23 protein-coding genes are annotated in these 24,610 nt (G+C 68.4%); 15 read left to right on the forward strand and 8 right to left on the reverse strand.

Translation table 11 applies throughout. The features are described from left to right. Positions 1–133: 133 nt before the first annotated feature. Genes ACT3T5_RS03935 through ACT3T5_RS03955 form a run of 5 tightly spaced genes read left to right on the forward strand, consistent with a single transcriptional unit; the run spans position 134 to position 5,759 of the window. Positions 134–1,960, forward strand: coding sequence for an ABC transporter substrate-binding protein (locus ACT3T5_RS03935; protein WP_444578949.1), 1,827 nt, complete (start codon positions 134–136; stop codon positions 1,958–1,960). An 8-nt stretch (positions 1,961–1,968) separates the two neighbouring features. Continuing rightward, positions 1,969–2,979, forward strand: a complete 1,011-nt coding sequence (locus ACT3T5_RS03940; protein ID WP_441449071.1) for an ABC transporter permease — start codon at positions 1,969–1,971, stop codon at positions 2,977–2,979. A 1-nt stretch (position 2,980) separates the two neighbouring features. Continuing rightward, complete coding sequence (locus tag ACT3T5_RS03945) at positions 2,981–3,964, forward strand: ABC transporter permease (protein ID WP_444578947.1); 984 nt, start codon at positions 2,981–2,983, stop codon at positions 3,962–3,964. Continuing rightward, the gene (locus ACT3T5_RS03950) at positions 3,961–4,908 is read left to right on the forward strand and encodes an ATP-binding cassette domain-containing protein (RefSeq protein WP_444593667.1); all 948 of its coding nucleotides are present in this window, start codon (positions 3,961–3,963) and stop codon (positions 4,906–4,908) included. Before ACT3T5_RS03945 ends, ACT3T5_RS03950 begins: the two co-directional genes overlap by 4 nt. Next, a complete protein-coding gene (locus ACT3T5_RS03955) occupies positions 4,905–5,759 on the forward strand; it encodes an ABC transporter ATP-binding protein (RefSeq protein ID WP_444593668.1) in 855 nt (284 codons plus the stop codon). The genes ACT3T5_RS03950 and ACT3T5_RS03955 overlap by 4 nt, the downstream gene beginning before the upstream one ends. Here ACT3T5_RS03955 and ACT3T5_RS03960 read toward each other — a convergent pair. Then, positions 5,749–6,372 carry a TetR/AcrR family transcriptional regulator gene (locus ACT3T5_RS03960; protein WP_444593669.1) on the reverse strand — a complete coding sequence of 208 codons (624 nt, stop codon included), beginning with the start codon at positions 6,370–6,372 and terminating at the stop codon, positions 5,749–5,751. The two genes, ACT3T5_RS03955 and ACT3T5_RS03960, sit on opposite strands and share 11 nt — an antisense overlap. Before the next feature lie 118 nt (positions 6,373–6,490). Here ACT3T5_RS03960 and ACT3T5_RS03965 point away from each other — a divergent pair, with 118 nt between their 5' ends. Both ACT3T5_RS03965 and ACT3T5_RS03970 read left to right on the forward strand, forming a co-directional pair. Then, positions 6,491–7,315: a sugar phosphate isomerase/epimerase family protein gene (locus ACT3T5_RS03965; protein ID WP_444593670.1), complete on the forward strand. Its 825-nt coding sequence runs from the start codon at positions 6,491–6,493 to the stop codon at positions 7,313–7,315. Beyond that, positions 7,312–8,445: a Gfo/Idh/MocA family protein gene (locus tag ACT3T5_RS03970; protein ID WP_444578939.1), complete on the forward strand. Its 1,134-nt coding sequence runs from the start codon at positions 7,312–7,314 to the stop codon at positions 8,443–8,445. Before ACT3T5_RS03965 ends, ACT3T5_RS03970 begins: the two co-directional genes overlap by 4 nt. Before the next feature lie 143 nt (positions 8,446–8,588). Here the strand turns inward: ACT3T5_RS03970 and ACT3T5_RS03975 are convergent, their stop codons facing one another. Then, positions 8,589–9,329 carry a TSUP family transporter gene (locus ACT3T5_RS03975; protein ID WP_444593671.1) on the reverse strand — a complete coding sequence of 247 codons (741 nt, stop codon included), beginning with the start codon at positions 9,327–9,329 and terminating at the stop codon, positions 8,589–8,591. Between the two features lie 259 nt (positions 9,330–9,588). Between ACT3T5_RS03975 and ACT3T5_RS03980 the strand changes: the two genes are divergently transcribed. Beyond that, the gene (locus tag ACT3T5_RS03980; protein ID WP_443360417.1) at positions 9,589–10,542 is read left to right on the forward strand and encodes an endonuclease/exonuclease/phosphatase family protein; all 954 of its coding nucleotides are present in this window, start codon (positions 9,589–9,591) and stop codon (positions 10,540–10,542) included. 82 nt (positions 10,543–10,624) lie between these two features. On the opposite strand, the gene ACT3T5_RS03985 is transcribed toward ACT3T5_RS03980, so the two are convergent. From ACT3T5_RS03985 to ACT3T5_RS04005, 5 genes are all read right to left on the reverse strand, one after another. Beyond that, the gene (locus tag ACT3T5_RS03985; protein WP_096166039.1) at positions 10,625–11,617 is read right to left on the reverse strand and encodes a glycoside hydrolase family 130 protein; all 993 of its coding nucleotides are present in this window, start codon (positions 11,615–11,617) and stop codon (positions 10,625–10,627) included. Between the two features lie 146 nt (positions 11,618–11,763). After that, positions 11,764–12,600, reverse strand: a complete 837-nt coding sequence (locus ACT3T5_RS03990; RefSeq protein ID WP_114306161.1) for a carbohydrate ABC transporter permease — start codon at positions 12,598–12,600, stop codon at positions 11,764–11,766. 1 nt (position 12,601) lies between these two features. Beyond that, entirely contained in the window at positions 12,602–13,525 is a 924-nt protein-coding gene (locus ACT3T5_RS03995) for a carbohydrate ABC transporter permease (protein ID WP_096166041.1), read from the reverse strand. Then, positions 13,522–14,829 (reverse strand): extracellular solute-binding protein, encoded by a 1,308-nt coding sequence (locus ACT3T5_RS04000; protein ID WP_444578934.1) that lies wholly within the window; start codon positions 14,827–14,829, stop codon positions 13,522–13,524. The genes ACT3T5_RS03995 and ACT3T5_RS04000 overlap by 4 nt, the downstream gene beginning before the upstream one ends. 41 nt (positions 14,830–14,870) lie before the next feature. Then, positions 14,871–15,905 carry a LacI family DNA-binding transcriptional regulator gene (locus ACT3T5_RS04005; protein WP_441447830.1) on the reverse strand — a complete coding sequence of 345 codons (1,035 nt, stop codon included), beginning with the start codon at positions 15,903–15,905 and terminating at the stop codon, positions 14,871–14,873. Positions 15,906–16,372: 467 nt separating this feature from the next. Between ACT3T5_RS04005 and ACT3T5_RS04010 the strand changes: the two genes are divergently transcribed. From ACT3T5_RS04010 to ACT3T5_RS04040, 7 genes are read left to right on the forward strand one after another with little or no spacing between them, the layout of a single operon-like run. Then, entirely contained in the window at positions 16,373–17,425 is a 1,053-nt protein-coding gene (locus ACT3T5_RS04010) for an extracellular solute-binding protein (RefSeq protein WP_193117518.1), read from the forward strand. Between the two features lie 49 nt (positions 17,426–17,474). Then, the gene (locus ACT3T5_RS04015; protein ID WP_193117519.1) at positions 17,475–18,560 is read left to right on the forward strand and encodes an ABC transporter ATP-binding protein; all 1,086 of its coding nucleotides are present in this window, start codon (positions 17,475–17,477) and stop codon (positions 18,558–18,560) included. A gap of 23 nt (positions 18,561–18,583) precedes the next feature. Continuing rightward, on the forward strand, positions 18,584–20,320 hold the full coding sequence (locus ACT3T5_RS04020) for an ABC transporter permease (protein ID WP_444593672.1): 1,737 nt from the start codon (positions 18,584–18,586) through the stop codon (positions 20,318–20,320). Beyond that, on the forward strand, positions 20,317–21,255 hold the full coding sequence (locus tag ACT3T5_RS04025) for a glycerophosphodiester phosphodiesterase family protein (protein WP_096166047.1): 939 nt from the start codon (positions 20,317–20,319) through the stop codon (positions 21,253–21,255). The genes ACT3T5_RS04020 and ACT3T5_RS04025 overlap by 4 nt, the downstream gene beginning before the upstream one ends. Continuing rightward, positions 21,252–22,367, forward strand: a complete 1,116-nt coding sequence (locus tag ACT3T5_RS04030; protein ID WP_444593673.1) for a LacI family DNA-binding transcriptional regulator — start codon at positions 21,252–21,254, stop codon at positions 22,365–22,367. The genes ACT3T5_RS04025 and ACT3T5_RS04030 overlap by 4 nt, the downstream gene beginning before the upstream one ends. Beyond that, a complete protein-coding gene (locus ACT3T5_RS04035) occupies positions 22,364–23,281 on the forward strand; it encodes a phosphodiesterase (RefSeq protein ID WP_444578929.1) in 918 nt (305 codons plus the stop codon). The genes ACT3T5_RS04030 and ACT3T5_RS04035 overlap by 4 nt, the downstream gene beginning before the upstream one ends. Beyond that, entirely contained in the window at positions 23,278–24,165 is an 888-nt protein-coding gene (locus ACT3T5_RS04040) for an HAD family hydrolase (RefSeq protein ID WP_443349600.1), read from the forward strand. The genes ACT3T5_RS04035 and ACT3T5_RS04040 overlap by 4 nt, the downstream gene beginning before the upstream one ends. On the opposite strand, the gene ACT3T5_RS04045 is transcribed toward ACT3T5_RS04040, so the two are convergent. Next, the gene (locus ACT3T5_RS04045) at positions 24,136–24,591 is read right to left on the reverse strand and encodes a hypothetical protein (RefSeq protein ID WP_444593674.1); all 456 of its coding nucleotides are present in this window, start codon (positions 24,589–24,591) and stop codon (positions 24,136–24,138) included. The two genes, ACT3T5_RS04040 and ACT3T5_RS04045, sit on opposite strands and share 30 nt — an antisense overlap. Positions 24,592–24,610 lie beyond the last annotated feature (19 nt).

Below are 24,610 nucleotides of genomic sequence, written 5' to 3' on the forward strand. Positions count from 1 at the left end.
TCGCCACAATCGTTATCGGACCGTAACGCCTACCAGTGGATGTTTTCTGGCGGGGGAGGGTTCAATCAGTGTCATGGATCACTGATGATCCGACGCTCCAATGGGGGAGCGCGAACAGAGAGGCAGGTCTGCCATGACCGAACTTGGATCCCGTCGACTCCCCGGCGGAACATCCCGCCGCCGCTTCATGGCGGGTACCGGTGCCCTCGGCGGCGCCGCGGCACTGGCCGCCTGCGGCGGTGCGACCGGTGGTGGAGGCAAGAGCGGCGGTGGCGGCGGCGAGGAGCTCGTCGGCGTCGGCAACAACGGCAAGGCCGGGAAGGGGCGCAGCGGCGACGGCGCCGACCAGCTCTTCATCGCCGGCTTCCAGTGGAGCCCGCCCACCAACTTCAACACCTTCGCGGCCGCCCCGGCGTGGCCGGCCTCCAACAACGTCGCCCAGTACGTCTACGAGACCCTGCTGCGCTTCGACATCGTCTCCGGCGAGCTCCTCGCGGGCCTCGCCGCCAAGCACGAGGTCTCCGGGAACGAGTCCATCACCCTGACCCTCCAGGACGGCATCACCTGGCACGACGGCTCTGAGTTCACGGCGGACGACGTGCTCTACACCTTCGAGCTGGGCAAGATCGACGAGGGTCTCGGCGTCGCGTCGTTCTGGACCGAGGTCGACGAGATGACCGCGGACGGCAACACCATCAGCATCGCGATCAACAAGGAGCGCAAGAACGTTGGCTCCGTGCTGACCTCGCTCGCCCAGCAGTTCATCGTGCCCAAGGCCGTGTTCGAGAAGGTCGCGAAGGAGACCGGGAACAAGATCGCCTCCTGGGAGACCGACACCGCGATCGGCACCGGTCCCTTCAGCCTCGAGCTCGCGGACCAGACCCAGATCATCCTCGCGCGCAACGAGGACTACTGGGGCAAGGACTTCTACGAGGGCCTGCCGGCGATGACGAAGATCATCCACCCGATCTTCAAGTCCAACGAGGACGGCAACCTCAAGTTCCAGAACGGCGAGCTCGATGTCATGCAGCAGTTCGTGCCGCAGATCTGGAAGATGTGGGAGGCGGACAAGCCTGTGGGCACGTACCTGCAGGACAAGCCGTACTTCTCGCCCGGCTCCATGCCGATGTTCATGATCAACACCACCAAGCCCGGGCTCGATGACGTCGAGGTCCGCAAGGCCCTCGCCCACGCCGTGGACTACGCCTCGATCGCCGAGACCGCCATGTCCGGCTACTCCTCCCAGGTGCTCGCCTCGCTCGTCGTCCCGGACGGCGCCGAGGACGCCTGGCTGGATCGGGACAAGGCCAAGGCCGATGGCTGGACCTTCGACGCCGCGAAGGCCGAGGAGATCCTCCAGGGCGCCGGCTATGCCAAGGGCGACGACGGCTTCTACGCCAAGGACGGCGTGAAGCTCGGTCCCTGGAAGCTCATCACCCCGCAGGGCTGGACGGACTGGAACGCGGCGCTCGAGATCGTGGCCAAGAACTTCCAGGCCATCGGTGTCGATGCCGCGACCAACTTCCCGCAGCAGGCCCAGACCTCGACCGCCTTCCAGAACGGCGACTTCGACATGGGCTGCTGGTCGGTGGCCGGCACGAACCCTGCCGCCCCGTGGCAGCGTTTCAGCGACGTCATGAGCAACGTCGACATGGCACCGCTGGGTCAGACCGCCTACCGCAACTTCGGTCGCTGGGAGAACGACAAGGTCAACGACCTCCTCGAGACGGCTGCCGCCGCACCCGACGACGCCTCCAAGAAGGACGCGATCACCGCGCTCGACGATCTGTACCGTGCGGAGGTCCCTGCCTTCCCGCTCATGTACCGCCCTGATGAGTTCTTCGAGTTCAACGCCTCGAACTGGTCGAACTGGCCCACCGAGGACAACGACTACGCCCCGCCGATGTTCCGCGGCGCCGGCAACGAGTGGATCTTCCAGCTCAAGAAGATCGGCGGCTGAGGGAACCTGTGAATCTCGGCCGCTACATCGCCCAGAAGACGGTGTGGTACCTGGTCGCGCTGGTGGCAGCAGTAGGTCTCAACTTCCTGCTGCCCCGGCTCGTCCCGGGCAACCCCGTCGACGTCATCGTCTCGAACCTGTCCCGCGGCGGCTCCGTCACCAGCGAGCAGCAGAAGCAGGTCTATGAGAGCTACGTCCAGGAGTTCGGTCTCGACCAGCCCCTGTGGCAGCAGTTCTTCACGTATCTCGGGAACGTGTTCACCGGTGATCTGGGGACGTCCTTCGCGTACTACCCGGCATCGGTCAACGACCTCGTGGGCCAGGCGCTGCCCTGGTCGATCGCCGTGCAGCTGCCGGCGATCCTCATCGGCTGGATCCTCGGCAACGTCGTCGGCGCGATCGCCGCGTTCCGCGGCGGCAACTGGGACCGCAGCGTGTTCACCTCGTCGCTGTTCCTCTCGGCCATGCCGTACTACTGCCTCTCGATCCTGCTGCTGTACGGACTCGCCGTCGTCGCCGGGGTGTTCCCCGTCGGCGGGGCGTACTCGCTCGGGCTGACACCGGAGTTCAGCCTCGCGTTCCTCTGGGATGCGGTCAGCTACTACTGGCTGCCCTTCCTCTCGCTCGTGGTCGTCTTCATCGGCGGCCAGGCCGTGGGCATGCGCTCGATGGCCATCTACGAGCTGGGCGGCGACTACGTGAACTACGCCCGGGCCATGGGCATCCGGGACAACAAGATCACGCAGTACATCTTCCGCAACGCGATGCTCCCGCAGATCACCGGCCTCGCTCTGGCGATCGGCACCCTCGTCGGAGGCGCGCTCATCACCGAGCTGGTCTTCAGCTATCCGGGCGTCGGTCTGCTGCTGTTCAACGCGATCTCCGCGAATGACTATCCCGTCATCCAGGCGGTGACGCTCATCATCACCGTCGCCGTGCTGGTGGCGAACTTCGCCGTGGAGATCGTCTACGGAATCGTCGACCCGCGCATCCGCGCGGCCAAGTCCGGGGAGAAGTGATATGTCGACGGTGAACACCTCCATGGCCGAGGAGACGGCCGCTCCGCGCGCGAACACCCTGCGCTCCTTCAACTTCTCCGGACGCTTCTGGATCTCCCTCGTGCTGGTGGTCTTCGTGGTCGCCCTGGGCCTGGCCGGGTACATCTACCCGACCACCGCCGGGGAGAAGGTCGGCTCGCTCTACGATGCGCCAGGTGCCGGCCTGCTGCTGGGCACCGACAACTTCGGGCACGACGTCCTGGCCGTCCTGATGGCCGGCACACGCACCTCGCTGATCATCGGCCTGGTCGCCGGGACCGTCGCGACGACCATCGGCGTGGGCGTCGGGCTGCTGGCCGGTTATGTCGGCGGCTGGTTCGAGGAACTGCTCATGGGCGTCACCAACGTGGTGCTCGCGATCCCCTCGATCGTCGTGCTGATCCTCATCTCGATGTCGCTGCCCGAGAGCACCATCTGGTCCCTCGCCATCGTCATCGGGATCACCTCCTGGCCCTGGACGGCCAGGGCGGTGCGCGCGCAGGCGTCCTCGGTCGCCACCCGCGAGCACATCGACGTGGCCCGGCTCTCCGGGGCGCGGCTGGCCGGGATCCTGCTCAAGGACGTCCTGCCGTACATCCTGTCCTACGCCGTGATGGCGTTCGTGCTGCAGGTCGCCGGCGCCATCCTCGCCGAGGCCGCGCTCTCGATGCTGGGCCTGGGCCCGTCGGGCGCGAACTCCCTGGGCACCCAGCTCCACTGGGCGCTCGCGTTCCAGGCCGTCGCCAGCGGCGCCTGGTGGGCATTCCTCCCGCCGACGATCATCCTGACCCTCGTCTCCTTCGGCTTCCTGCTGCTGCAGGCCAGCCTCGACGAGGTGTTCAACCCGCGCCTGCGCCGCGGCAAGCGCAAGCAGATGAAGCAGGCCGCCAACCGGCGGATCGAGGAGGCCCGGCAGCTCGCCGAGCAGGCCGGCCCCGACCGAGCGAGAGCAGGTGAGAAGGCATGAGTACGAACGACACGAACGGCACGACCGGCGCGACCGGCGCGGCGTCATCCCCCTCGCGGTCAGGCATCCTCGCCCGCGCCGAGAACATCCGCTGTGTCTACGGCGGCGGCGAGGAGGACTTCACCGCCGTCGACGGAGTCTCGATCGAGCTCGGCGAGGGCGAGATCCTGGGGCTGGCCGGGGAGTCCGGCTGTGGGAAGACCACGCTGGGCAACGCGCTCGCGATGATCGCCACCCCGCCGCTGTACGTCCTGTCCGGGACCCTGGAGATCAACGGGGAGACGATCGATCTGTCGACCCTCCAGCCGTCGGATCTCACGCGGCATCGGCCCTACCGGGGGCGCACCGTCTCGATGCTCCCGCAGGGCGCGATGAACTCCATCAGCCCCACGCTGCGGATCAGCAGCCTGGTCAGGGACGTGATGCGGGCCCACGACCCGAAGATCACCAAGGACGAGGCCCTGGACCTCGCCCAGGACCGGCTGAAGATGCTGGACATGCCCGTGCGGGTGCTGGACTCCTATGCGCACCAGCTCTCCGGCGGCATGAAGCAGCGCATGATCACCGTGATCTCGACGCTGCAGAACCCGCGCCTGCTCATCGCCGACGAGCCGACGTCGGCCCTGGACGTCTCCAGCCAGCGCATGCTGGTGGAGATGCTGCTGGAGATGGTCCAGCAGGGGATCATGTCGGGCGTGGTCTTCGTGACCCACGATCTGCCGGTCCTCTCCCAGGTCTCCGACAAGCTGGCGATCATGAACGCCGGGAGCATCGTCGAGTCCGGCCCGACCCGGCAGCTCGTCGAGAACGCCCAGCACCCGTACACGCGCAAGCTGCTGTCCTCGGTGCTCGATCCCAGCCAGGAGACGCGGAGGCGCGGCGTCGCCCGTCGCACGAGAGGCTCCACGACGCCCACGACCACCGAGGAGGTGGGGACGCCATGAGCGAGTCCACCGCAGCTGCTGCGCAGAACGCCCCGCAGGACGACATGATCACCCGCAGCACGACCGATGCCGAAGTCCTGCTGTCCTGCCAGAACGTCACCAAGGAGTTCAGCGTCGCGGGGTCGAAGATCACCGCGGTCGACGATGTCAGCCTCGAGTTCCCCGAGTCCAGCGTGCTGGCCGTGGTGGGGGAGTCCGGCTCCGGGAAGTCGACCCTGGCGCGGATGCTGCTGCGCCTGATGCCGGTGACCTCGGGGACGATCACCTACCGCGGGCAGGACGTCACCCATCTCCGGGGCGGCGACCTGCGGGAGTACTGGACGGACGTGCAGGCGGTCTTCCAGGACCCCTTCTCCTCGTTCAACCAGTTCTTCACCGTGGGGTCCCTGCTGCGGCGCGGCCTCGCCCTCGCGAAGGTCCCCAAGGACGAGGCCGACTCCTTGATCGAGGAGTGCCTCGGCTATGTCGACCTGCGGCCCAAGGAGGTGCTGCACAAGTTCCCGCACCAGATGTCCGGCGGTCAGCGCCAGCGCGTCATGGTGGCCCGTGCCCTGATGATGCGCCCCAAGGTGCTGCTCGCGGACGAGGCGACGAGCATGCTCGACGCGACCCTGCGCGTGAACGTGCTCAACGTGCTGCACGATCTGAAGAACGACCTGGGCCTGACGGTCCTGTTCATCACGCACGACATCGGCCAGGCGTGCTATCTCGCCGACCGGGTCGCGGTCATGGAGCACGGCAAGGTCGTCGAGCGGGGCACGACGGAGGAGGTCATCTTCTCCCCCCAGGGCGACTACACCCGGCGGCTGCTCTCGGACGTGCCCGACCTGCGCGGCAGCCTCAAGCCGTAGGGGCGAACAGCACCGCGAAGGTCTCCAGTGTGCGCTCGAGCTCCACGGTGGGCTCGAGCAGCCACTGGACCTGCAGGCCGTCGGACGCCGCGATGAGGAGGGCCGCCATATCGGCGGGATCCACATCCTGACGCACGCTGCCGGCGGCCTGCCCGGCCGCCAGGCGCTGCGTGAGATCTTCTCGGATCCGCGCGAATCGTGAGCTGAAGAAGGTGTTCGACGGTGAGCCGTCCACCGCGAGGGCGGTGGCGACGAGCGTCGTGTACAGCTCCACCATGCCCGGCACGCCGATGTTGATCACGGCCGCCGTGACCAGCACGTCGAGCGCGGATCTGTCCTCGTACATCTTCGCGGTGTCGCGCTGGGACTCCGCGTGCTCGTAGACCGCGACCAGGAGCTGCTCACGGGAATCGAAGTAGTGCAGCAGCGCGGCATGCGAGACCCCGATGGCCGTGGCGATGCGACGCAGCGAGGTGCCGTCGGCCCCTCGCTCGCGGAACACCTCGATCGCTCGATCGAGGATCTCCTGGCGTCGAGCCACGCCTTTCGAATACGAACCGGCGCGGCCGATGACGGTGGGCTCGGCGGCGGCGCTGGCTTCATCGGTGCACATGTCCAGATGCTACCCGGACAAAACCTCCATGTGGAGGCTTTGCGTGCTAGCGTTTCCCCCACGCCCCCACCGTGACGTGCGGAACAGCGGGTGATAACCGCCAGAAAGAAGGTTCGTCGTGGCCCTGCCCATCGCTTCCATCCAGCTCTATTCCTTGGCCTCCGAGTTCTCGGCGGACATGGACGGATCCCTCGACAAGCTCGCCGGCATCGGTCTGCGCACGGTCGAGGCCTTCGACTTCGTGCGTCGCCCCGCGGAGATCCGCGCCGCCCTCGACAAGGCCGGCCTGACCTCCCCGACCGGCCACGCCCCGCTGCTCTCCGACGAGCTGTGGACCCCGGACGGCTCGATCCCCACCCCGGCCAACGAGATCGTGTTCGAGGCCGCCGCCGAGATCGGCATGAAGACCGTCATCGAGCCGATGGTCGCCGCGGACCGCTGGCTCACCGAGGACGGCGTGAAGGACATCGCCGAGCGGCTCAACGCCGCGTCCGAGAAGGCCAAGGAATTCGGCCTCACCGTCGGCTACCACAACCACGCGCAGGAGTTCGTCGCCTCGTTCGACGGACAGACCGCCTACGAGCGCTTCCTCGATCTGGTCGACCCGACCGTCGTGATCGAGCTGGATCTGTTCTGGGCCCTCGCCGGCCAGCAGGACGCCGTGGGCCTCGTGAAGAAGCTCGGCGACCGCCTCGTCGCGATCCATGTCAAGGACGGCGTCGCGCCGGCCTCGAACCCGTTCGCGCCCGACGCCCCCAAGTTCGACTCCTCGAGCCTGGACCAGCGCCACGCCGGGGACGGCGAGGTGCCCACCATCGACGCCCTGAAGGCCGCGACCGCCCTGGAGTACGCCGTCATCGAGTACGACAACGCCCCCGGCGACGTCTTCGAGGACATCGCGGACAGCTACACCTTCCTCATCGAGAACGGCCTCGCAGCATGAGCGCCTCCACCGGGCCCGTCGGCGTCGGCTTCATCGGCGTCGGCGTCATCTCCGACACCTACCTCGAGAACCTCGGCTCCTTCCCGGACGTCGACGTGCTCGTGCTCGGCGACATCGACACCGATCGTGCCCGCAGCCAGGCCGAGAAGCACGGCATCGCCACCTGGGGAACCGCACAGGACGTGCTGGACCACCCGGGCGTGCAGGTCGTCGTGAACCTGACGATCCCCGCCGTGCACGCCGAGATCTCCGCCTCGGCGATCGCCGCCGGCAAGCATGTCTGGACCGAGAAGCCGCTGGGCCTGGACCGCGAGTCCACGTCGGCGCTGCTGAAGGCCGCCGGCGAGGCCGGGCTGCGGGTGGGCTGCGCGCCCGACACCGTGCTCGGCCCGGGCGTCCAGACCGCCAAGCGCGAGATCGCCAAGGGGACCATCGGTCGCCCGCTGTTCGCGCAGACCTCGATGCAGTACCAGGGCCCCGAGGTGTTCCACCCGAACCCCGGCTTCCTGTTCGCCCAGGGCGCCGGCCCGCTGCTCGACATCGGCCCGTACTACTTCACCACTCTGGTGAGCCTGTTCGGCACCGTCGAGAAGGTCGCAGCCGTGGGCCTGAGGGCCACGAAGGAGCGTGCGATCCAGGTGGGTCCGAACGCGGGGGAGACCTTCCCCGTCGAGGTGCCCTCCACGATCTCGGTGCTCACCCAGTTCGAGGCCGGCCAGACGGGCACGTCGCTGGTCAGCTTCGACTCGCCGCTCGCGCGCCAGGGCGTCGTGGAGATCCACGGCACCGAGGGGTCGCTCGTGGTCCCCGACCCGAACATGTTCGAGGGTCGCATCGCCTACGTGAAGCCCTTCGACTCCTTCGGCGAGCAGCCCCCGGAGCAGGAGTGGATCGAGGTCCCGCAGGAAGGCATCGTCGCAGGCCGCGGCACCGGCCTGCTGGACATGGTCCGCGCGATCGCCGAGGGCCGCCCGCACGTGGCCAGCGGCGAGCTCGGCTATCACGTGCTCGACGTGATGCTCTCCGCCGAGGAGTCCGCAGCCTCCGGCGAGTTCGTCACCGTGAACAGCTCCGTCGGCGAGGTCCCGCTGGTGCAGGAGGGCTTCGACCCCTTCGCCAGCACCCTGTGAGCTGACCGGCGAGGTGTTCTCGACCTCGTCATGGACAGGCCCCTGTCACCCCCGCCGTCGGCGGGAGGAGGCAGGGGTCTTGTCGCCTGCGGGCGCCCTCGGAAGGCTCCGGTCTGCGCCGACGGCTGGGCGCCGGGCCCCGGTCAGAGCGCGGCGAACATACCGCGCCCCAGAGCGAGGAGGGCTCCGGCCATCGCGATCAGGACGACGACGCGCATCGCGGCGGCGCCGTCGATGCGACGCGAGAGACGATCTCCCACCAGGAGGCCTACGAGCAGCGAGACCAGCAGTGCGATCCAGCCCGAGGGCTCGAAGGACGGCAGAGCACGCTTGGCGGCGAGCGAGACGATGCCGAGCGCCACTCCGTGCAGCTGTGCGGTGGCGGCGAAATGGCGATGCTCCCAGCCCGTGGCGCGTGCATAGACCACCACGCCGGGCCCAGCCACACCTGCGGTGACGCCCATGAAGCCCGAGGTGAAGCCGCCCGCCGCTCCCAGCACGGCCGACGGGGGCACCGTGCGGCCCCGCAGCAGGTTAGTGACGCCGGGCCCGAGCACGACCAGGAGGCTGACCACGATGGTTAGCGGCGCCTCCGGCAGCAGCTCGACGGCGACGGCGCCGGGCAGGACGCCCACCACCCCCATCGGGACCAGCAGCTTCGCGCGCGGCCAGTCCACGTCCCTCCACACCTGCACCAGGTTCAGCGAGTTGGCGAGGACGGAGGCGGCGTTGACCGCGAGCATTCCCTGCAGCGGTCCCAGCACGAGCACGAGGAACGGGGCGGACAGCAGCGCGAAACCCATCCCGGTGGCACGCTGGGAGACGGCGCCGATGAACACGCTCAGCGCCATGCTGAGAGTGAGGAGCAGACCGGGATCGTCCACTCCGCACCTCGCTCTCCGATGTCAGGGATCCGTCGCTCGTCGGCGGCACCGCCGACCGGGCTCGCACACCGCGCATCGCTCTGCACGGCGGCTCGCGGGACTGCCCGCTGTCGGGCGGGTGCCGCGTACCGGATGGCCGGACGGTTCCCAGCGCACGAATTCCGAGACCGATCGATGGTCCATTCGGAGAACTCCGCACCTAGGGGGAGCGCTCCCCCTAGTGTGGATCTCCCATGACGACAACCTTCAGGAGAAGACCATGGACATGTCGATCGCCCGCCGCACCTTCGCGACCGGAATCGGGGCAGCCGCCCTCGGAGGAGCTGCCGCAGCGCTTGCCGCTCCCGCCTCGGCTGCACCCGTGAGAGCCGACGGCGACAGTGCTCGACCGCTGATCGGCAGGGCAGGCCGCGACCGCCTGCATGTAATGTCGTTCAACATCCGCCAGGACACCACCCCCGAGACAGAACCAGGGGACCCGGATCATTGGCCGGACCGTGAACCGGTGCTGATCGATCTGCTGGCCCGTGAGGAGCCGACCCTTCTGGGCGTGCAGGAGGCGCAGTACACCCAGATGAGCGCGATCGACTCCGCCCTGCCCCGGCATCGGATGATCGGCTACGGGCGCAAGGGCGGCAGCAAGGACGAGCACTCGGCGATCTTCTACGACACGACCCGCCTCGAGGTCCTGGCCTGGGACCAGTTCTGGCTCTCGGACACCCCGGAGGTCATCGGCTCCGCGACCTGGGGGAACCGCATCACCCGCATCGTGGTGTGGGCGCGGCTGCGGGACCTCGCCAGCGGGGCCGAGTTCGCGATGATCAACACCCATTTCGACCACGAGTCCGAGCAGGCACGGATCAAGAGCGGCCAGGCGATGATCGACCTCTTCGACGGTGGTGAGCTCGACCAGCTCCCCACCATCGTCACCGGCGACTACAACTCACCCGCCCACGACTCCGGCGCCTACACGACCCTCGTCACGGACGGCCCCACCGTGGATTCCTGGGATGCCGCGGCCGAGCAGCTCACCCCGGCCTGGGAGACCTGCCCCGGATATGCAGAGGCAGTCGAGGGCGGCGACCGGATCGACTGGGTGCTGACCACGGAAGACATCACCACGCATCAGGCCGCGATCAACGACTACCGCGATCCCAGCGGTGCCTTCGCGTCCGATCATCTGCCGATGCAGGCGTTGCTCTCCCTGCCCTGAGAGTCCTCGCGCAGGCACGGCCCGCCTCCCCGGGGGAACCGGGGAGGCGGGCCGTGCCGTGCCGGGGTCCGACCGAGTGAGCTCAGCCGTCGGCGCGCAGATCGGTCCCGTACGTCGCGCCCGGATCGGCGACCGCGACGGCGAGCGTGGTGTCGGACTGGCCGTAGTAGGCGAACCACGTCCCGCGGAACTTCACGAGCCCCTCCACGAAGGTCACGTTCGAGACCAGCCCGTGCGTGTCCTCGAAGGTCTGCGGGCGCAGCCACGGCTCCTGGAGGCGGGCGAGGACCGTCGTCGGGTTCGCGGGGTCGATGACGATCTGGCCGCAGCGGTAGTCGACCTCCCGCGTGCCGTCCTTCAGGTAGCGCCGGGTGGCGCCGTTGGTGAGCATCAGCAGGAGCCCGTCGTCCGTCAGCACCGGAGAGGTGCCGATCTCCACGAGGGCCTCGTCCCAGGTGCCCGGGGTGGGGGAGTACATCGGCTCCTCGTCGCTCGTGCCGGGGGTCCAGTGGATGAGGTCGTCGCTGGTCGCCCAGTAGATCCCGCCCTCTCCGAAGTACATCCACCACTTCCCGTCGATCTGCTGAGGGACGATCACGCCAGCCTTGGACCAGTTGAAGCCGCGCGGGTCCATGGTCTTGAAGGTGTCGAAGTCCTCGAAGAGCGGGCCGTGCTTGGTCCACGTGCGCAGGTCGGGAGAGGTCGCCAGGCACAGCTGCGCGGAGCGTCGGTCCCAGCCCGTGTAGGTGAGGTAGTAGGTGCCCTCGATGTATGCGATGCGCGGGTCCTCGCAGCCGAAGCGCTCGTAGTCGTGCTCGGGCGAGAGGATCGGAGCGTTCTCCCGCTCGAAGTGGTAGCCGTCGTCGCTGAACGCGATGCCGACGTGGGAGACGATGTCCTCCGCGTGGGCCCGATACAGCAGCACCACCTGGTCATCGACGACCAGCGCCGCCGGGTTGTAGAGGTTCGAGGACTCCCAGGAGTCGCCCTTGGGCCGCAGGATCGGGTTGTTCTCGTAGGGGGTGAAGGGGCCCAGCGGGAAGCGGGCGTCGCCGAAGAGGCTGGTGGTGGTCATGGGGAGGTCCTTTGCAGTGGGGGTCGAGGAGGAGAGCAGCGGCGGCTCGGCGCGGTGGCGCCGATCGCCTCCGCTGCTGCGGTCGCTTCAGCTGCGGCCGTATCAGTCGTATCGGTGGCGTCAGATGCGTCGGTCGTGTCGGCCGATCACCCCTTCACCCCGGCGCCGATGTCGGAGGCCGTGAAGTACTTCTGGAACAGGCAGAACAGGATCACGACGGGCAGCGCGAGGGCGCAGGCTCCGGCGAGGATCGCGCCATTGGGGTTCGCGACGGTCTGGGCGATGTTGGCGATGTAGTTCGCCAGCGCCACCGCGAGGGGCTGCATCGAGGCGTCCTTCGTGATGAGGAACGGCCAGAGGAATTCGTTCCACGGGCCGATGAAGGTGATCAGCACGACCGTCGCGATCGCCGGGCGCACCAGCGGGATCGCGATGGCCCACAGCACCCTCAGCTCGCTCGCCCCGTCGATCCTCGCCGCCTCGAACATCTCCTCGGGCAGGGCCAGGAAGAACTGCCGGAAGATGAACACCGCGGTGGTGTTGATGAAGAACGGCAGGATCATCCCGGCGTAGGTGTCCCCGAGCCCGTACGAGCCGGCGACCTGCACGTACAGGGGGATCATGAGCAGCTGGAAGGGGACCATCTGCACCCCGAGCATGACCACGAACAGTACTCCGCGGCCACGCCAATGCAGCCGGGACAGGGCGTAGCCGGCGCTGAGGCCGAAGGTCAGGGTGCCCAGCAGGACACCGGCGGTGAACACCACCGAGTTCAGCAGCGCACGCAGCAGCGGGAGCCGCTCGTTGATGCTGGCGAAGTTCTCCAGGGTCCAGCCCCCGGTGGGGAACATGCCCGCCGGGGTGGTGGTCGGGTTCTCCTGCAGGGCACCGACGATCATGAAGTAGAAGGGGAAGATGAACACCAGCGCCGCGAGCGCGAGGATCACGTACAGCGCGATCCGGGTGGGGGTGCGGGACCTCATGTCAGCTCTCCTTCGTCAGGCGGGTGGAGGCCAGGGACAGCAGGCCGACGCCGATCACGAGCAGCACGCCGATCGCAGAGGCGACATCCGGGTTCCCCTGCTGGATGCCCTTCTGGTAGATCATCAGCACCGGTGAGGTGGAGGCGCCATCCGGTCCGCCGCCGCTGGTCAGCAGATATGGCTCGGTGAACAGGTTCGCGCCGGTGATGATCGAGAGGATCAGCACGAGCATCGTGGTGGCGCGCAGGCCCGGCACCGTGATGTGTCGGAAGCGCTGCAGGATCCCGGCCCCGTCGGTCGAGGCGGATTCGTACAGCTCTTTCGGCACGTTCTGCAGCGCGGCGAGATACAGCAGGATGTAGAACCCCAGCTGCTTCCACGTCACGTACAGGGCGATCGACGGCATCGCGAGGGCGTCGTTGACCAGCCACGAAGGATCCGGAGCGAGCGGCCCGAGGATCGTGTTGACCAGGCCATCCTGCGAGAACAGCAGCATCCACACGCCGATCAGCGACACGCTCGCCGTCACGTACGGGACGTAGAACGCCACGCGGAAAGCACCGGCCCAGCGGGTGACCGCGTTCAGGGCCGAGGCGAACCCCATCGACAGGATGACCGTGAGAGGCACATTGATCACGAGGAACACCGCGATGTTGCCGAAGGACTGCAGCACGCGGGGATCGGTCAGGGCGGTGCGGTAGTTCTCCAGCCCCACGAACGGATGGTCCATGTCCATGCCGGGGGCGGTGAACACGTAGTCGAAGAACGAGATGTACACGGCGTAGGCCAGGGGATATGCCATCACCGCGGCGAGGAACACGATGTACGGCAACGAGAGTCCCAGACCGAGGGGCTGCTTCCCGAGCAGCCGACGCAGCGGGCTCGTCGGAGGGCGTAGGGGCGGGGCGGTATCGGGGGTGATCATCGTGCTCCCTTCTGCACCAGCTGGTCGATCTGCTCGGCGGCATCGTGCAGGCCGTCCGCGACCGACTTCTTCCCGAAGATCGCGGAGGCGGAGAACTCGTCGCGGAATCGCTGCCAGATCTCGATGGCACCGGACAGGTAGGGCACATCGGCCACTCGATCGGCCTGATCGGCGAAGCTCGTGTAGTCGGGATGCTCGGCGAAGTAGTCCGGGTAGGTGGCGAGCAGGTCGGTGCGCAGGGGCATCTGACCGGAGAGCTCGAGCAGCTTGCCGTCCCACTCCTCGCTGGTGGCGAAGGACAGGAACTCCCAGGCCGTGAGCCGATTTCGGCTCGAGCTGAACATCGCGACGTTCTTGGAGTCCGCGAAGGTGATGGTCTCCTCGGGGGCGATGCCGTCCGCACTGGGAACCGGCATGAATCCGTAGTCGAGCTGATCCTTGTAGGTGGCGATCGCCCAAGGCCCTGCCAGCTGCATCGCGGTGGTGCCCATCGTCATCGCGTCGTCCGTGGACTCCTCCCGCGGGGCGAGCCCTTCCTCGTACATCGCGCGCCACAGCTCGGCGACCGCCAGGCCGTCGGGGGAGTCGAAGGTGGTCGCGTCATCCTCCACGAGGAGCGTGCCGTGGGTCTGGGCGAGGTACATCGGGTAGAAGTCGAACCACGGCTGGTAGAAGTCGCTCGTGGGTGCGGGCCAGACGGCTGATGCCGAGGCACCTGAGCTGACGATCTGCCGTGAGCCCTCGAGGAAAGTCTCGAAGGTGTCCATTCCTGGGGACCCTGGATCGATCCCGGCGGCCGCGAAGATCTCCTTGTTGAACATGACCATCACCGGGTTGGACTTCCAGGGCAGCTGGTAATAACCGCCCTGGCCTCCGTCCTCGGCGTAGTCGCGGGCGCGCTGTCCGGTGCGGCTCTCGATGTGCTCCCGGCCGCCCTCGAACGTGGTCAGATCGACCAGGCCGCCGGCGCGCACCCAATCGGGCAGCGCCGCCGGGGACGCGTTGAAGACGAGATCCGCGGTGGTGCCGGCCACGATCGCGGCGGAGATGGCCTCCTCCGAGCTGGCTCCGGCAGGGACCTCCTGCAGCGTGACCTGCTCATCGGGATGCTCGGCGTTCCAGGCGGCGGTGACCGCCTCGCCCCAGGCGAGCTCCTGCTCGTTGTTGGAGACCCAGATCCGGATGGCGCCACGCGTTGTCGCCGCCTGCACAGGGTCGACCGCGCTGCGTGAGCAGGCTCCTGCGGCGAGGGCCAGAGGAACTGCGAGTGCTGTGGCGCCGAGAGCGCGCCGGGTGAGGGTCATCGTCGATCTCCTCGGTGGTGGTCGTGGTGGTGGGCGGATCGTCAGGGCTGAGAGGGCGGAGCGATGCTGCCTCGGCGCACGACGACAGTGCCGTCGACGAGGACGGCGCGGTGGGCATCGCCGCCGAGCGCCGCCAGCAACGTGCGGGCCGCGACGGCGCCGCGTACATCGGCCCCGGTGGAGACGCTGGTCAGCCCTGGGGAGAGGTGCGCGGAGAGCTCGCTGTCGTCGAAGCCCGTGACGGAGAGGTCCTCGGGGATGCGCAGCCCGGAGCTGCGCGCGTAGGAGAGGCCGGCGATCGCCATCACGTCGTTCGCGTAGACGATCGCTGTCGGGTGGTCGTCGCCGTCGAGCAGTGCAGCGGTCGCATCACGACCGGAGGCGGCGGTGAAGTCGCCCTCGACGATGCGGTCGGGGAGGAGGCCATGGCGGGTCATCGCAGCCGCGAAGGCGTCCCGGCGCGCTGCGGCGTGGACGTAGCGCAGGGGCCCGGAGACGTGCGCGATGGAGGAATGGCCGGCATCGACGAGCAGCTCCACGAGCTCGCCGACGGCGGCGGCGTCCTCGGTGTAGACCACGGGGGTGTCGACGGGCTCCTCCTCGTGGGGTGCTTCGGCGCTGAGTATCACGGCGGTCAGTCCCAGCTCGCGGACGAGGTCAGGGCGGCGGTCGCCCTGCTCCACATCGAGCAGGATCACACCATCGACGCGTCCCGCGGCGTATCGCTCGTAGGCCGCCGTCTCGGCGTCGTCATCAGCAACGACGTTGAGCATCAGGCCCATCCCGGCCTCGGCGAGGACGGCCTCGCAGCCGGCGATGAAGCGTGGGAAGAAGGTGTCGGTGGCGATGATCTCCGGTCGCCGTGCAATGACGAGACCGATTGTGCTGGTGCGAGACGTCGCGAGCGCCTGGGCGCTCGAGCTCGCGGTCCACCGCAGCGATTCAGCCGCTGCGAAGATACGGCGACGAGTCTCCTCTGCCACTGGGCGCTTGCCGGAGTATGCGAGGGAGACGGTGCCCTTGGAGACGCCGGCGGCTCGCGCGACGTCCCCGATGGTGGGTCGTGCACCGTGCATGGTCTTCCTCCTCCGGGCGGGGTGAGCGCAGTCGGCTCGGTCGAACCGGTCGGTCGTTCTTGGGTCTGGCGGTCTCAGCAGCTGTGCTGGCGCTGACGCCAGCACCGATGCGCAGACCGGTTTGAACAGAAAGCAGTTAAACCGGTTTGTGGATTCCTGTCAAGCTGATCGGGAGGAAGGGCCCCTATGGTCGGCACGCACTAACACGCGGTCCGGGCCCCTTGTGCAGCCGCCTGGGTGTCCCCTAGTGTTGCTGATCACGCACAGGGGGAGCGCTCCCCCACTGTTCGACCAGAGTTCACATGGCGATGCCTTCGGCGTTGCGTCGGATCCACTTTCGATGACGAGAGTTCCTACCGGTGGGGGAGCGCTCCCCCTGGCGTGGCCTCGACGTGACGCCCGTCCGCAGTCGTCCGCACCTCCGCCCTCCGGAGGGCCTCACCCCTTCGTGTACAGAAAGTGTTCCCATGCGACAGCTCCTGAAAGCCTCCGCAGTCCTCGCGACCGCAGCCCTTGCCCTGACCGCCTGCGGAAGCGCCGACAGCGGCGCCGACTCCGGCGACACCCTCATCGTCTACACGAACTCCAACGGCGACGGCCGGGGGGACTGGCTCACCGAGCAGGCTGCCGAGGCCGGCTTCGACATCGAGGTCGTCGGCCAGGGCGGCGGGGACACCACCAACAAGATCCTCGCCGAGGCGGGCAACCCCGTCGCAGACGTCGTGTTCGGGCTCAACAACGTCTACTTCAACCAGCTCGTGGACGCCGAGACGATCGAGCCGTACACCCCGGTGTGGGCCAACGAGATCGACGCCGAGCTGGGCGACGCCTCCGGGGACGGGAACTACTGGCCCGTCGTGCAGCAGGCCATCCTGCTTGCCTACGACGCCGACAGGATCGATGCGGCCGACGCCCCGAACGACTGGCTCGACCTCTGGAACGACCCCGCCTTCGAGGGCCGCTACCAGTCCGAGACCAGCATGGGCAACGCCACCATCCAGATCGTCATGTCCGGCATCCTCACCCGCTATGCCGATCCTGAGGGCGAGATGGGCATCTCCGAAGAGGGCTGGGCCGAGGTCGAGAAGTACTTCAGCACCGGCAGCCCCGCCGTCGAGGACGTCGACGTCTTCCAGCGGATCGTGGACGGGGAGGTCGACTACGGGCAGCTGCCGTCCTCCGGCCTGCCCGGCCGCGAGGCCAGCTACGACATCACAGCCGGTGTGGTGGAGCCCGAGGTGGGCGTGCCGTTCGTGGTCGAGCAGGCCGCAATCATCAAGGGCACCGACCAGCTCGAGGAGTCCCAGGAGTTCATCGACTGGTTCGGCGGCGCCGAACTGCAGGCCGCCTGGTCCGCGGAGTTCGACTCCATGCCCGTGAACCAGGGCGCGATCGACCAGGCCGAGCCATCGATCGTCGAGTTCCACGAAGGTCTCGTGCGGCAGGACATCGACTGGGAGTTCGTCACCGAGAACCTGCCGGGCTGGGTCGAGAAGATCGAGCTCGAGTACGTCGTCTGACCGGCTTCGCACCACCACCACCCACCGCACCCTGACGGAAGGCACCGAGATGATCCGCTACGACGGGATCCGCGTGGACTACGGCGATTTCACGGCGATCCACGGCCTCGACCTGCACGTGCGCGACGGCGAATTCTTCACCTTGCTGGGCCCTTCGGGCTGCGGCAAGACCACTGCTCTGCGCACGCTGGCAGGTTTCGTGAGTCCCTCGGCCGGGGACGTCCACGTCGCCGGCCGGCGCGTCACGCGCCTGCCCAGCGACAAGCGCCAGATCGGCATGGTGTTCCAGAACTACGCCCTGTTCCCGTCGCTGAACGTGCGGGAGAACATCGCTTTCGGGCTCAAGGTCCGCAAGGAGTCCCGAGCCGAGGTGGAGCGCAAGGTCCGGGAGATCGCCGAACAGGTCGATCTGTCCCCCACCCAGCTCGAGAAGAACCTCGCCGATCTCTCCGGGGGGCAGCAGCAGCGCGTGGCGATCGCGCGCGCGCTGGTGCTGCGCCCCAAGATCCTGCTGCTGGACGAACCGTTGTCGAACCTCGACGCGAAGCTCCGGGCCCAGCTGCGAGTGCAGCTCAAGGACCTCCAGGAGCAGTTCGGCATCACCACCGTCTACGTCACGCACGATCAGGACGAGGCGCTGAGCATGAGCGATCGCATCGCCGTCTTCCACGACGGCCGGGTGGAGCAGATCGGCACCCCCGAAGAGATCTACGACGCCTCCGCCACCGAGTTCGTGTGCCACTTCATCGGCGATGCGAGTCGCCTGTCGCCCGCTCTCGTCACGGAGGTCGCAGCCCGGTCGGGCACGGCCCTCGACCCCACGCGCGTCTCGTACGTGCGCGAGGAGAAGGTGAGGCTCGGCACCGGGACGGCGAGCGGCGGATCGGTCGCGCTTCCCGGCACCGTGGTGCGCCGTCGGTACCACGGAGTGCGCTCGAGCTACGAGATCAGCACGCACGGCGCGATCGTCAAGGTCATGCAGCCCGAGGACGGCTCCGCCCGCCCTCAGGCCGGCGACGTCGTCACCGTGCACATCGACCCCGCCACGATCCTCCAGTACGAGGGCAGGGCCGCCTCTGGCGCCGCCGAGGACGGGGCGCCCGCGACCGCCGTGACGTCCGTGGCCGCGCGATGAACGGCGCGAGCAGCATCTCGAGGATGATCCGCTCGCCCTTCGTGATCGTCACCGGCGCGATCGTGGGCTGGTTCATCGTCGCGTTCCTGATCTGGCCCAATGCGAATCTGCTGGTGCAGACCTTCGTCCCGGACGGCGAGCCCACCCTGCGGGCGGTCGAGAAGCTCGCCTCGTCGGAACGGGCCATGATGTCCCTCGGCAATTCGTTCCTGCTGGCGTTCGTCCTCTCGGTCACCGTGAACGTCGTCGGCATCTTCGTCGTGCTGGTCACGCGGTACTACGACATCAGGGGTGGCAGGATCCTGTGGCTGGGATACGCCACCACCCTGATCTACGGAGGCATCGTGCTGGCCGCCGGGTACAAGTTCGTCTATGGCGCCGACGGGATCATCACCGGGTTCCTGCTGCGACTGTTCCCCGAGATGGACCCCGACTGGTTCAGCGGCTTCTTCGCCGTCGTCGTCGTGATGACCCTGGCCACCACGACGAACCACCTCCTGTTCGTCTCCAGCGCCCTGTCCAAGGTGGACCATCAGACCATCGAGGCGGCACGGAGCATGGGTGCTTCGGAGTGGACGATCCTGCGCCGAGTGGTCCTGCCGATGCTGAAACCGGTGCTCTTCGCCGTCACGATCCTCACGTTCCTGGGCGGGCTCGGGGCGCTGTCGGCCCCGCAGGTGCTCGGCGGGCGCGACTTCCAGACCATCACCCCGATAATCCTGACGTTCGCCGCAACTCCCAGCTCGCGGGACATCGCCGCGCTCCTCGCGCTGGTGCTCGGCATCGCCACGGTGCTCCTCCTGATCGTCCTGACCCGGATCGAGAAGGGCGGCACCTATTTCTCGATCGCCAAGGTCTCCTCGCAGTTGGTCAAGCAGAAGATCCGCAATCCGGTGCTGAACGTCGCGGTGCACGTGGTCGCCTACGCACTGTTCGCGGCCTATCTGCTGCCCGTCATCCTCATCGTCCTGTACTCCTTCCAGGACTCTCGCGCGATCGAGTCCGGGCAGTTCCGCTTCTCGACCATGTCCCTGGACAACTATGTGCGCGTGCTCGGGGAGTCCGCGAGCCTGCGGCCCTTCGTCATCAGCATCGTCTACGCGGGCCTCGCCTCCCTGATCAGCGTGCTCGGGCTGCTGTTCGTCGCCCGCATCATCGCGAAGCACCGCAACGCGATCACGCTCGCCGCCGAATACCTGCTCCACATCCCGTGGATCCTGCCGACCACCTTGATCGCGCTGGGCCTGATCATCAGCTACGACCATCCGAGCCCTCTGGTGGGCGGCCGCGTACTCACCGGGACCACCGTGATCCTGCTGATCGCCTACGTGATCGGCAAGATCCCCTTCACCCTGCGCCTGCTGAAGGCTGCCTTCTCGGGGATCAATGACAACCTCGAGGAAGCCGCCTCGCTGATGGGCGCGAGGACACTGTACGTCTTCCGCAGGATCCTGCTGCCCGCGGTGCTGCCGACGGTTCTGGCGATCGGGGCGCTGAACTTCAACAGCCTGCTGGACGACTACGACACCTCCGTATTTCTCGCGCACCCGCTGTTCCAACCGCTGGGCCTGGTCATCAAGGCGAGCACCGAGGGTGATGCCAACCTCGATGCGCGCGCGAACACCTTCGTCTATACGGTGCTGCTCATGATCATCACCGGCGCGACGATGTACCTGGTCTACGGGCGGGGTGCCCGGGATCGCAGCGGCCGGCGCGCCCGAGCACGCCGTCAGCGCGATCGCGACGGGGCCGAGCGATGAGCGCCGCCTTCCGGCACCCGCAGCGGGGAGGCACCGACCGGCTCCTGCACCGGCGCCTCGCCGAGCTCGGGACCCTCGTGGTGGCGCATCGCGGCACGGCCGTCGGCAGCATCGCCGAGAACACCCGCGTGGCGGCGATGGCCGCTCTCGTCTCCGGGGCCGATGTGGTCGAGATCGACGTCTCGACCTCCGCGGACGGAGAGTTCTACGCCTTCCACGACGGGACCGAGCAGCGGCTGCTCGGGATCGGCGCGAACCTCACCACGCTCACGGCGCGGCAGATCGACGAGCTGCGATACGTGCACGTGGACCGCCCGGGCCGTCCGGCTGGTGTGGAACGCCTGCTCGACCTCCTGGCCGCGCTGCGTCCCACTGAGCTGGGTGTGGAGGACGAGGCGGCGCCCCTGGTGAACGTGGACCGGTCCTGGGGGTCATGGGCCACGCTCCTCCCCGCCCTGGACGGTCTCGGGATGACCGAGCAGCTGCTGCTGAAGAGCCCGGCCGCTCTGCCCGGACCGCTCGACGTCCTGCGGCGCCACGAGGTGAAGTACCCCTACCTGCCGATCTGCACGGATCTCGCGCAGATCGAGGACCTCGTCGAGGACGATGACCTCGACGTCGTGGGCGTCGAGCTGCTGGCCGATGGCCCGGACCACCAGCTCGCGGACCCCGACCTGTTCGTCGAGCTGCACGCCCGCGGACTGTTCGTGCTGGTCAACGCCGAGGTGCTGACCAACGGGATCCCGCTGTTCGCGGGCTATGACGACGAGGCGGCGCTGCTGCACGGGCCCGGTGCCGGGTGGGGACCGCTGTTCGACCTCGGCGCCGATCTGATCCAGACGGACTGGCCCTGGCTGCTGCGTGCCTATCGTGGGACCCGAGCAGCCCGCGGCACCGCCGGGGCGACAGCCGTCGACCAGGAAGTCCGTTCATGAGCACCTCCGCCTCCGCCTCTCCCGAGCCACGTCCCCCCGGTCGCGTCCGGCTGGAGGACGTCGCCGCCGCCGCCGGGGTCTCCCGCACCTCCGCCTCCCGCGTCATGCTCGGCCAGGGAAAGGTCTCCGACCGGACCCGGCGCCGAGTGCTCGCGGTCGCCGACGAGCTCGGATATGTCACCAACGTCGCCGCGAGCGAGCTCGCCTCCGGAGGCTCGTCCACCGTCGGCCTCCTGCTGCGCGACGCCTCCAACCCTGCCTACGGTCTGCTGTTCAGCGAGCTGCAGAAGGCGGGCCACGCCGCCGGCGTCACGCTGCTGTCGATGACCATCAAGCATGACGACCAGGGCAGGCAGCAGGTGGCCAGCCTGCACCGCCTGATGGGCATGCGCGTGGCCGGTCTGATCGTCGCCACGGGCGGAGTGACCAGCGACCAGCTCGAGCCCTTCCGCGACCGGCTTCCCATCATCCGGGCCGGACGCCCGGAGAGCAGCGGGCGGATCCACGCCGTCTCCTACGACGAGGAGGACGCGGCCCGTCGCCTCGCCGAGCACATTCTGGAACTGGGCCACACGGATGTGGCCGTGCAGACCGCCCGCGCCGAGGACTCCTACCCCGAGTTCGTGCGCAGCACTGTCATGACCCAGCTGCTCGAGAGCCGCGGAGCCACGGTGCACCGGCTCGAGTACCGACGAGGTCACGACGCGATGGACGAGTCCGTGGACCTGGCCCGTCGCGGCCGCGTCAGCGCCGTCATGGTCCCCTCCGACCTGCGGCAGCTGACCCTGATCCGTCGTCTCCACGAGGCGGGCCTGCGGACCCCCGAGGACGTCGCCACCACCGGCTGCGACGGGATCCTTCCCGGGATCGACCTGCTGGGCCTGACCACCATGCGCATCGCCGTCGAGGACGTCGCCGAACGGACCATCGCGAACATCGCCCGGATGATCGGGGCGACCGGCATCGGGGACGATGCGGGGTCGGGCGGATCCGCGGAGGCCGGGCCTGGAGATCCCGCAGGAGGCAGGGTCGTGCACGAGAGACTGCCCGGCCGATTCATCCAGGGGCGCACCGCCGGGCCGCCCCGCACCACCGGAAGGACACCCGCATGAACGCACTGCGCGCCGCCGAATATCCGAGGGCGAACCACACCCTGGTCCACCTCTCGGACACCCATTTCGTGCCCCCGGGCGAGCTGCTGTCCGGGGTCGCCCCGGTCCGTGAGCATCTCGAGGGGCTGCTCGAGGACCTGGTCGCCACCAACCTGCGACCCGAGGCACTGATCTTCACCGGCGACCTCGCCGATCGCGGGGAGGCACCCGCCTATCGGCAGCTGCGCGAGCTGGTCGAGCCGCTCGCCGAGCACCTCGGCGCCGAGCTCATCTGGGTGATGGGCAATCACGACGATCGCGCCACGATGCGCACCGAGCTGCTCGATGCGGAGGCCGACGACGCCCCGTACGACCGGGTGGTCATGCTCGGAGGCCTGCGGATCATCGTGCTCGACTCGACCGTGCCCCGCAGGGCCTACGGCGAGATCCGTCCGGCCCAGTACGCCTGGCTGCGAGAGGTGCTCTCCGAGCCTGCCCCGGAGGGAACGATCCTCGCCCTGCACCATCCCCCGGTCCCGTGCGTCCAGGACCTCGCCATCACCGTCGAGCTGCGCGACCAGGACGCCCTGGCTCAGGTGCTGGCCGGCAGCGATGTGCGCGCGATCATCGGGGGTCACTTCCACTACTCGACCTCCGCGACCTTCGCGGGCATCCCGGTCTCCGTCGCCTCGGCCACCTGCTACACCCAGGACCTGCAGACGCCCGACCGCGGCACGCGGGGCCGGGACGGCGCGCAGGCCTTCAACCTCGTCCATGTGTACAACTCCACGATCATGCATTCCGTGGTGCCCCAGGGCGGCGGCGCGAGTGTGAGCCGCCATGTCGATGGTGCTGCCACCGCCCGCAAGCTCGCCGAGCAGGGCCTGTACATCCCCGACGCCCCGGCGCTCGCGAGCTGGACGGGGGCCCGGTGATCCTGGACCCCGGACGACGCATCGTCTTCCTCGACGTCGACGGCACGATCATCGCCCACGACGGAATCCTCCCCACCTCGACGGTCGACGCGATCCGCTCCGCCCGCGCCGCGGGGCACCGCGTACTGCTGGCCACCGGCCGTTCCCCGAGCGAGCTGGACCCTCGTCTCGCGGAGATCGGGTTCGACGGAGCCGTCCTCGGCGCCGGCGCCTTCGTGCACCTCGGCGAGGACTGGGTGGTCCAGCACGCCATGCCCGTCGCGAAGGCGAGACGCATGATCGAGGTCTTCGGACAGCTCGATCTGGACTACGTGCTCCAGGCTCGCGACGGCGTCTATCCCGTCGCCTCGCGTCGGGAGGAGATGCGCAGGATGCTCGGCATCGAGGACCGGCCCGGGCTGGGGCCGGGCGAGGAGCTGGACATCGAGCAGGTCGCGGAGAAGGCCCCGCTCGACGCGATCGCCAAGGCGATCTTCCTCGGCGTGACCCCGGACGCCTTCGAACGGGTCCATCAGGCGCTCACGCCCGAGGGCTTCAGCGTGATCACCGGGACCATCACGCATCTGGGCACCGGTGGGGGAGAGGTCTCACTGGCCGGGGTGAACAAGGGCTCGGCAATCCTGGCCCTGCTCGACCAGCTCGGGCTGGACGTGGCCGATTCGATCGGGATCGGGGACAACAACAACGATCTGGAGATGCTGCGCATCACTGGCGTGGGCATCGCGATGGGTGAGGCGACCCCCGAGGCGCGGGCCGCGGCCGATGAGATCACCGGCACGGTGCACCAGAGTGGGATCGCGCAGGCGTTCGCCCGGCACGGTCTGCTGGATGGGACAGCTCCCGAGGGAGAGGGGTCAGCGACTGCGGGCGCCGCGCAGCGGTGAGTGCAGTGCGACCAGCACGGCCGCGGTGAAGATCACTGCAGCAGCGTCAACTGGCCCCACCGTACCCACGAGCGCTCCGCCGAGCGCGGGCCCGGAGCACTCCGCGACCGTCAGCGACTGGCCCACCCGGGCATCGGCGAGGACCCGGGTCCTGCGCGGCACCAGATCGGGCAGGTACGGCTGCTCGGCGGCGACGACGAACACTCCGCCGCAGCCGACGGCGAACAGGATGCCTGCCGTCGCACCGATCGAGAGCCCGCCGGCCACGAGCACGTCGACCGCGACGGTCGAGATCCCGAGCGCGGGGAAGCCCGACGCGCTCGCCGGCCAGTAGCTGCGGAAGCTCGGAGGGCGAGGGGCTCCCTCACCGTTCGGTGCCGAGCGGCCTCGCCGGCCCATCGCCCCGCTATCGCGGGTCGAGTCCACGGAGCCGAGTGGAGGAGCG

Origin of the sequence: Brachybacterium sp. AOP3-A1-3 (assembly GCF_052378285.1) — a bacterium.
In the GTDB taxonomy this organism is placed as follows: Bacteria; Actinomycetota; Actinomycetes; order Actinomycetales; family Dermabacteraceae; genus Brachybacterium.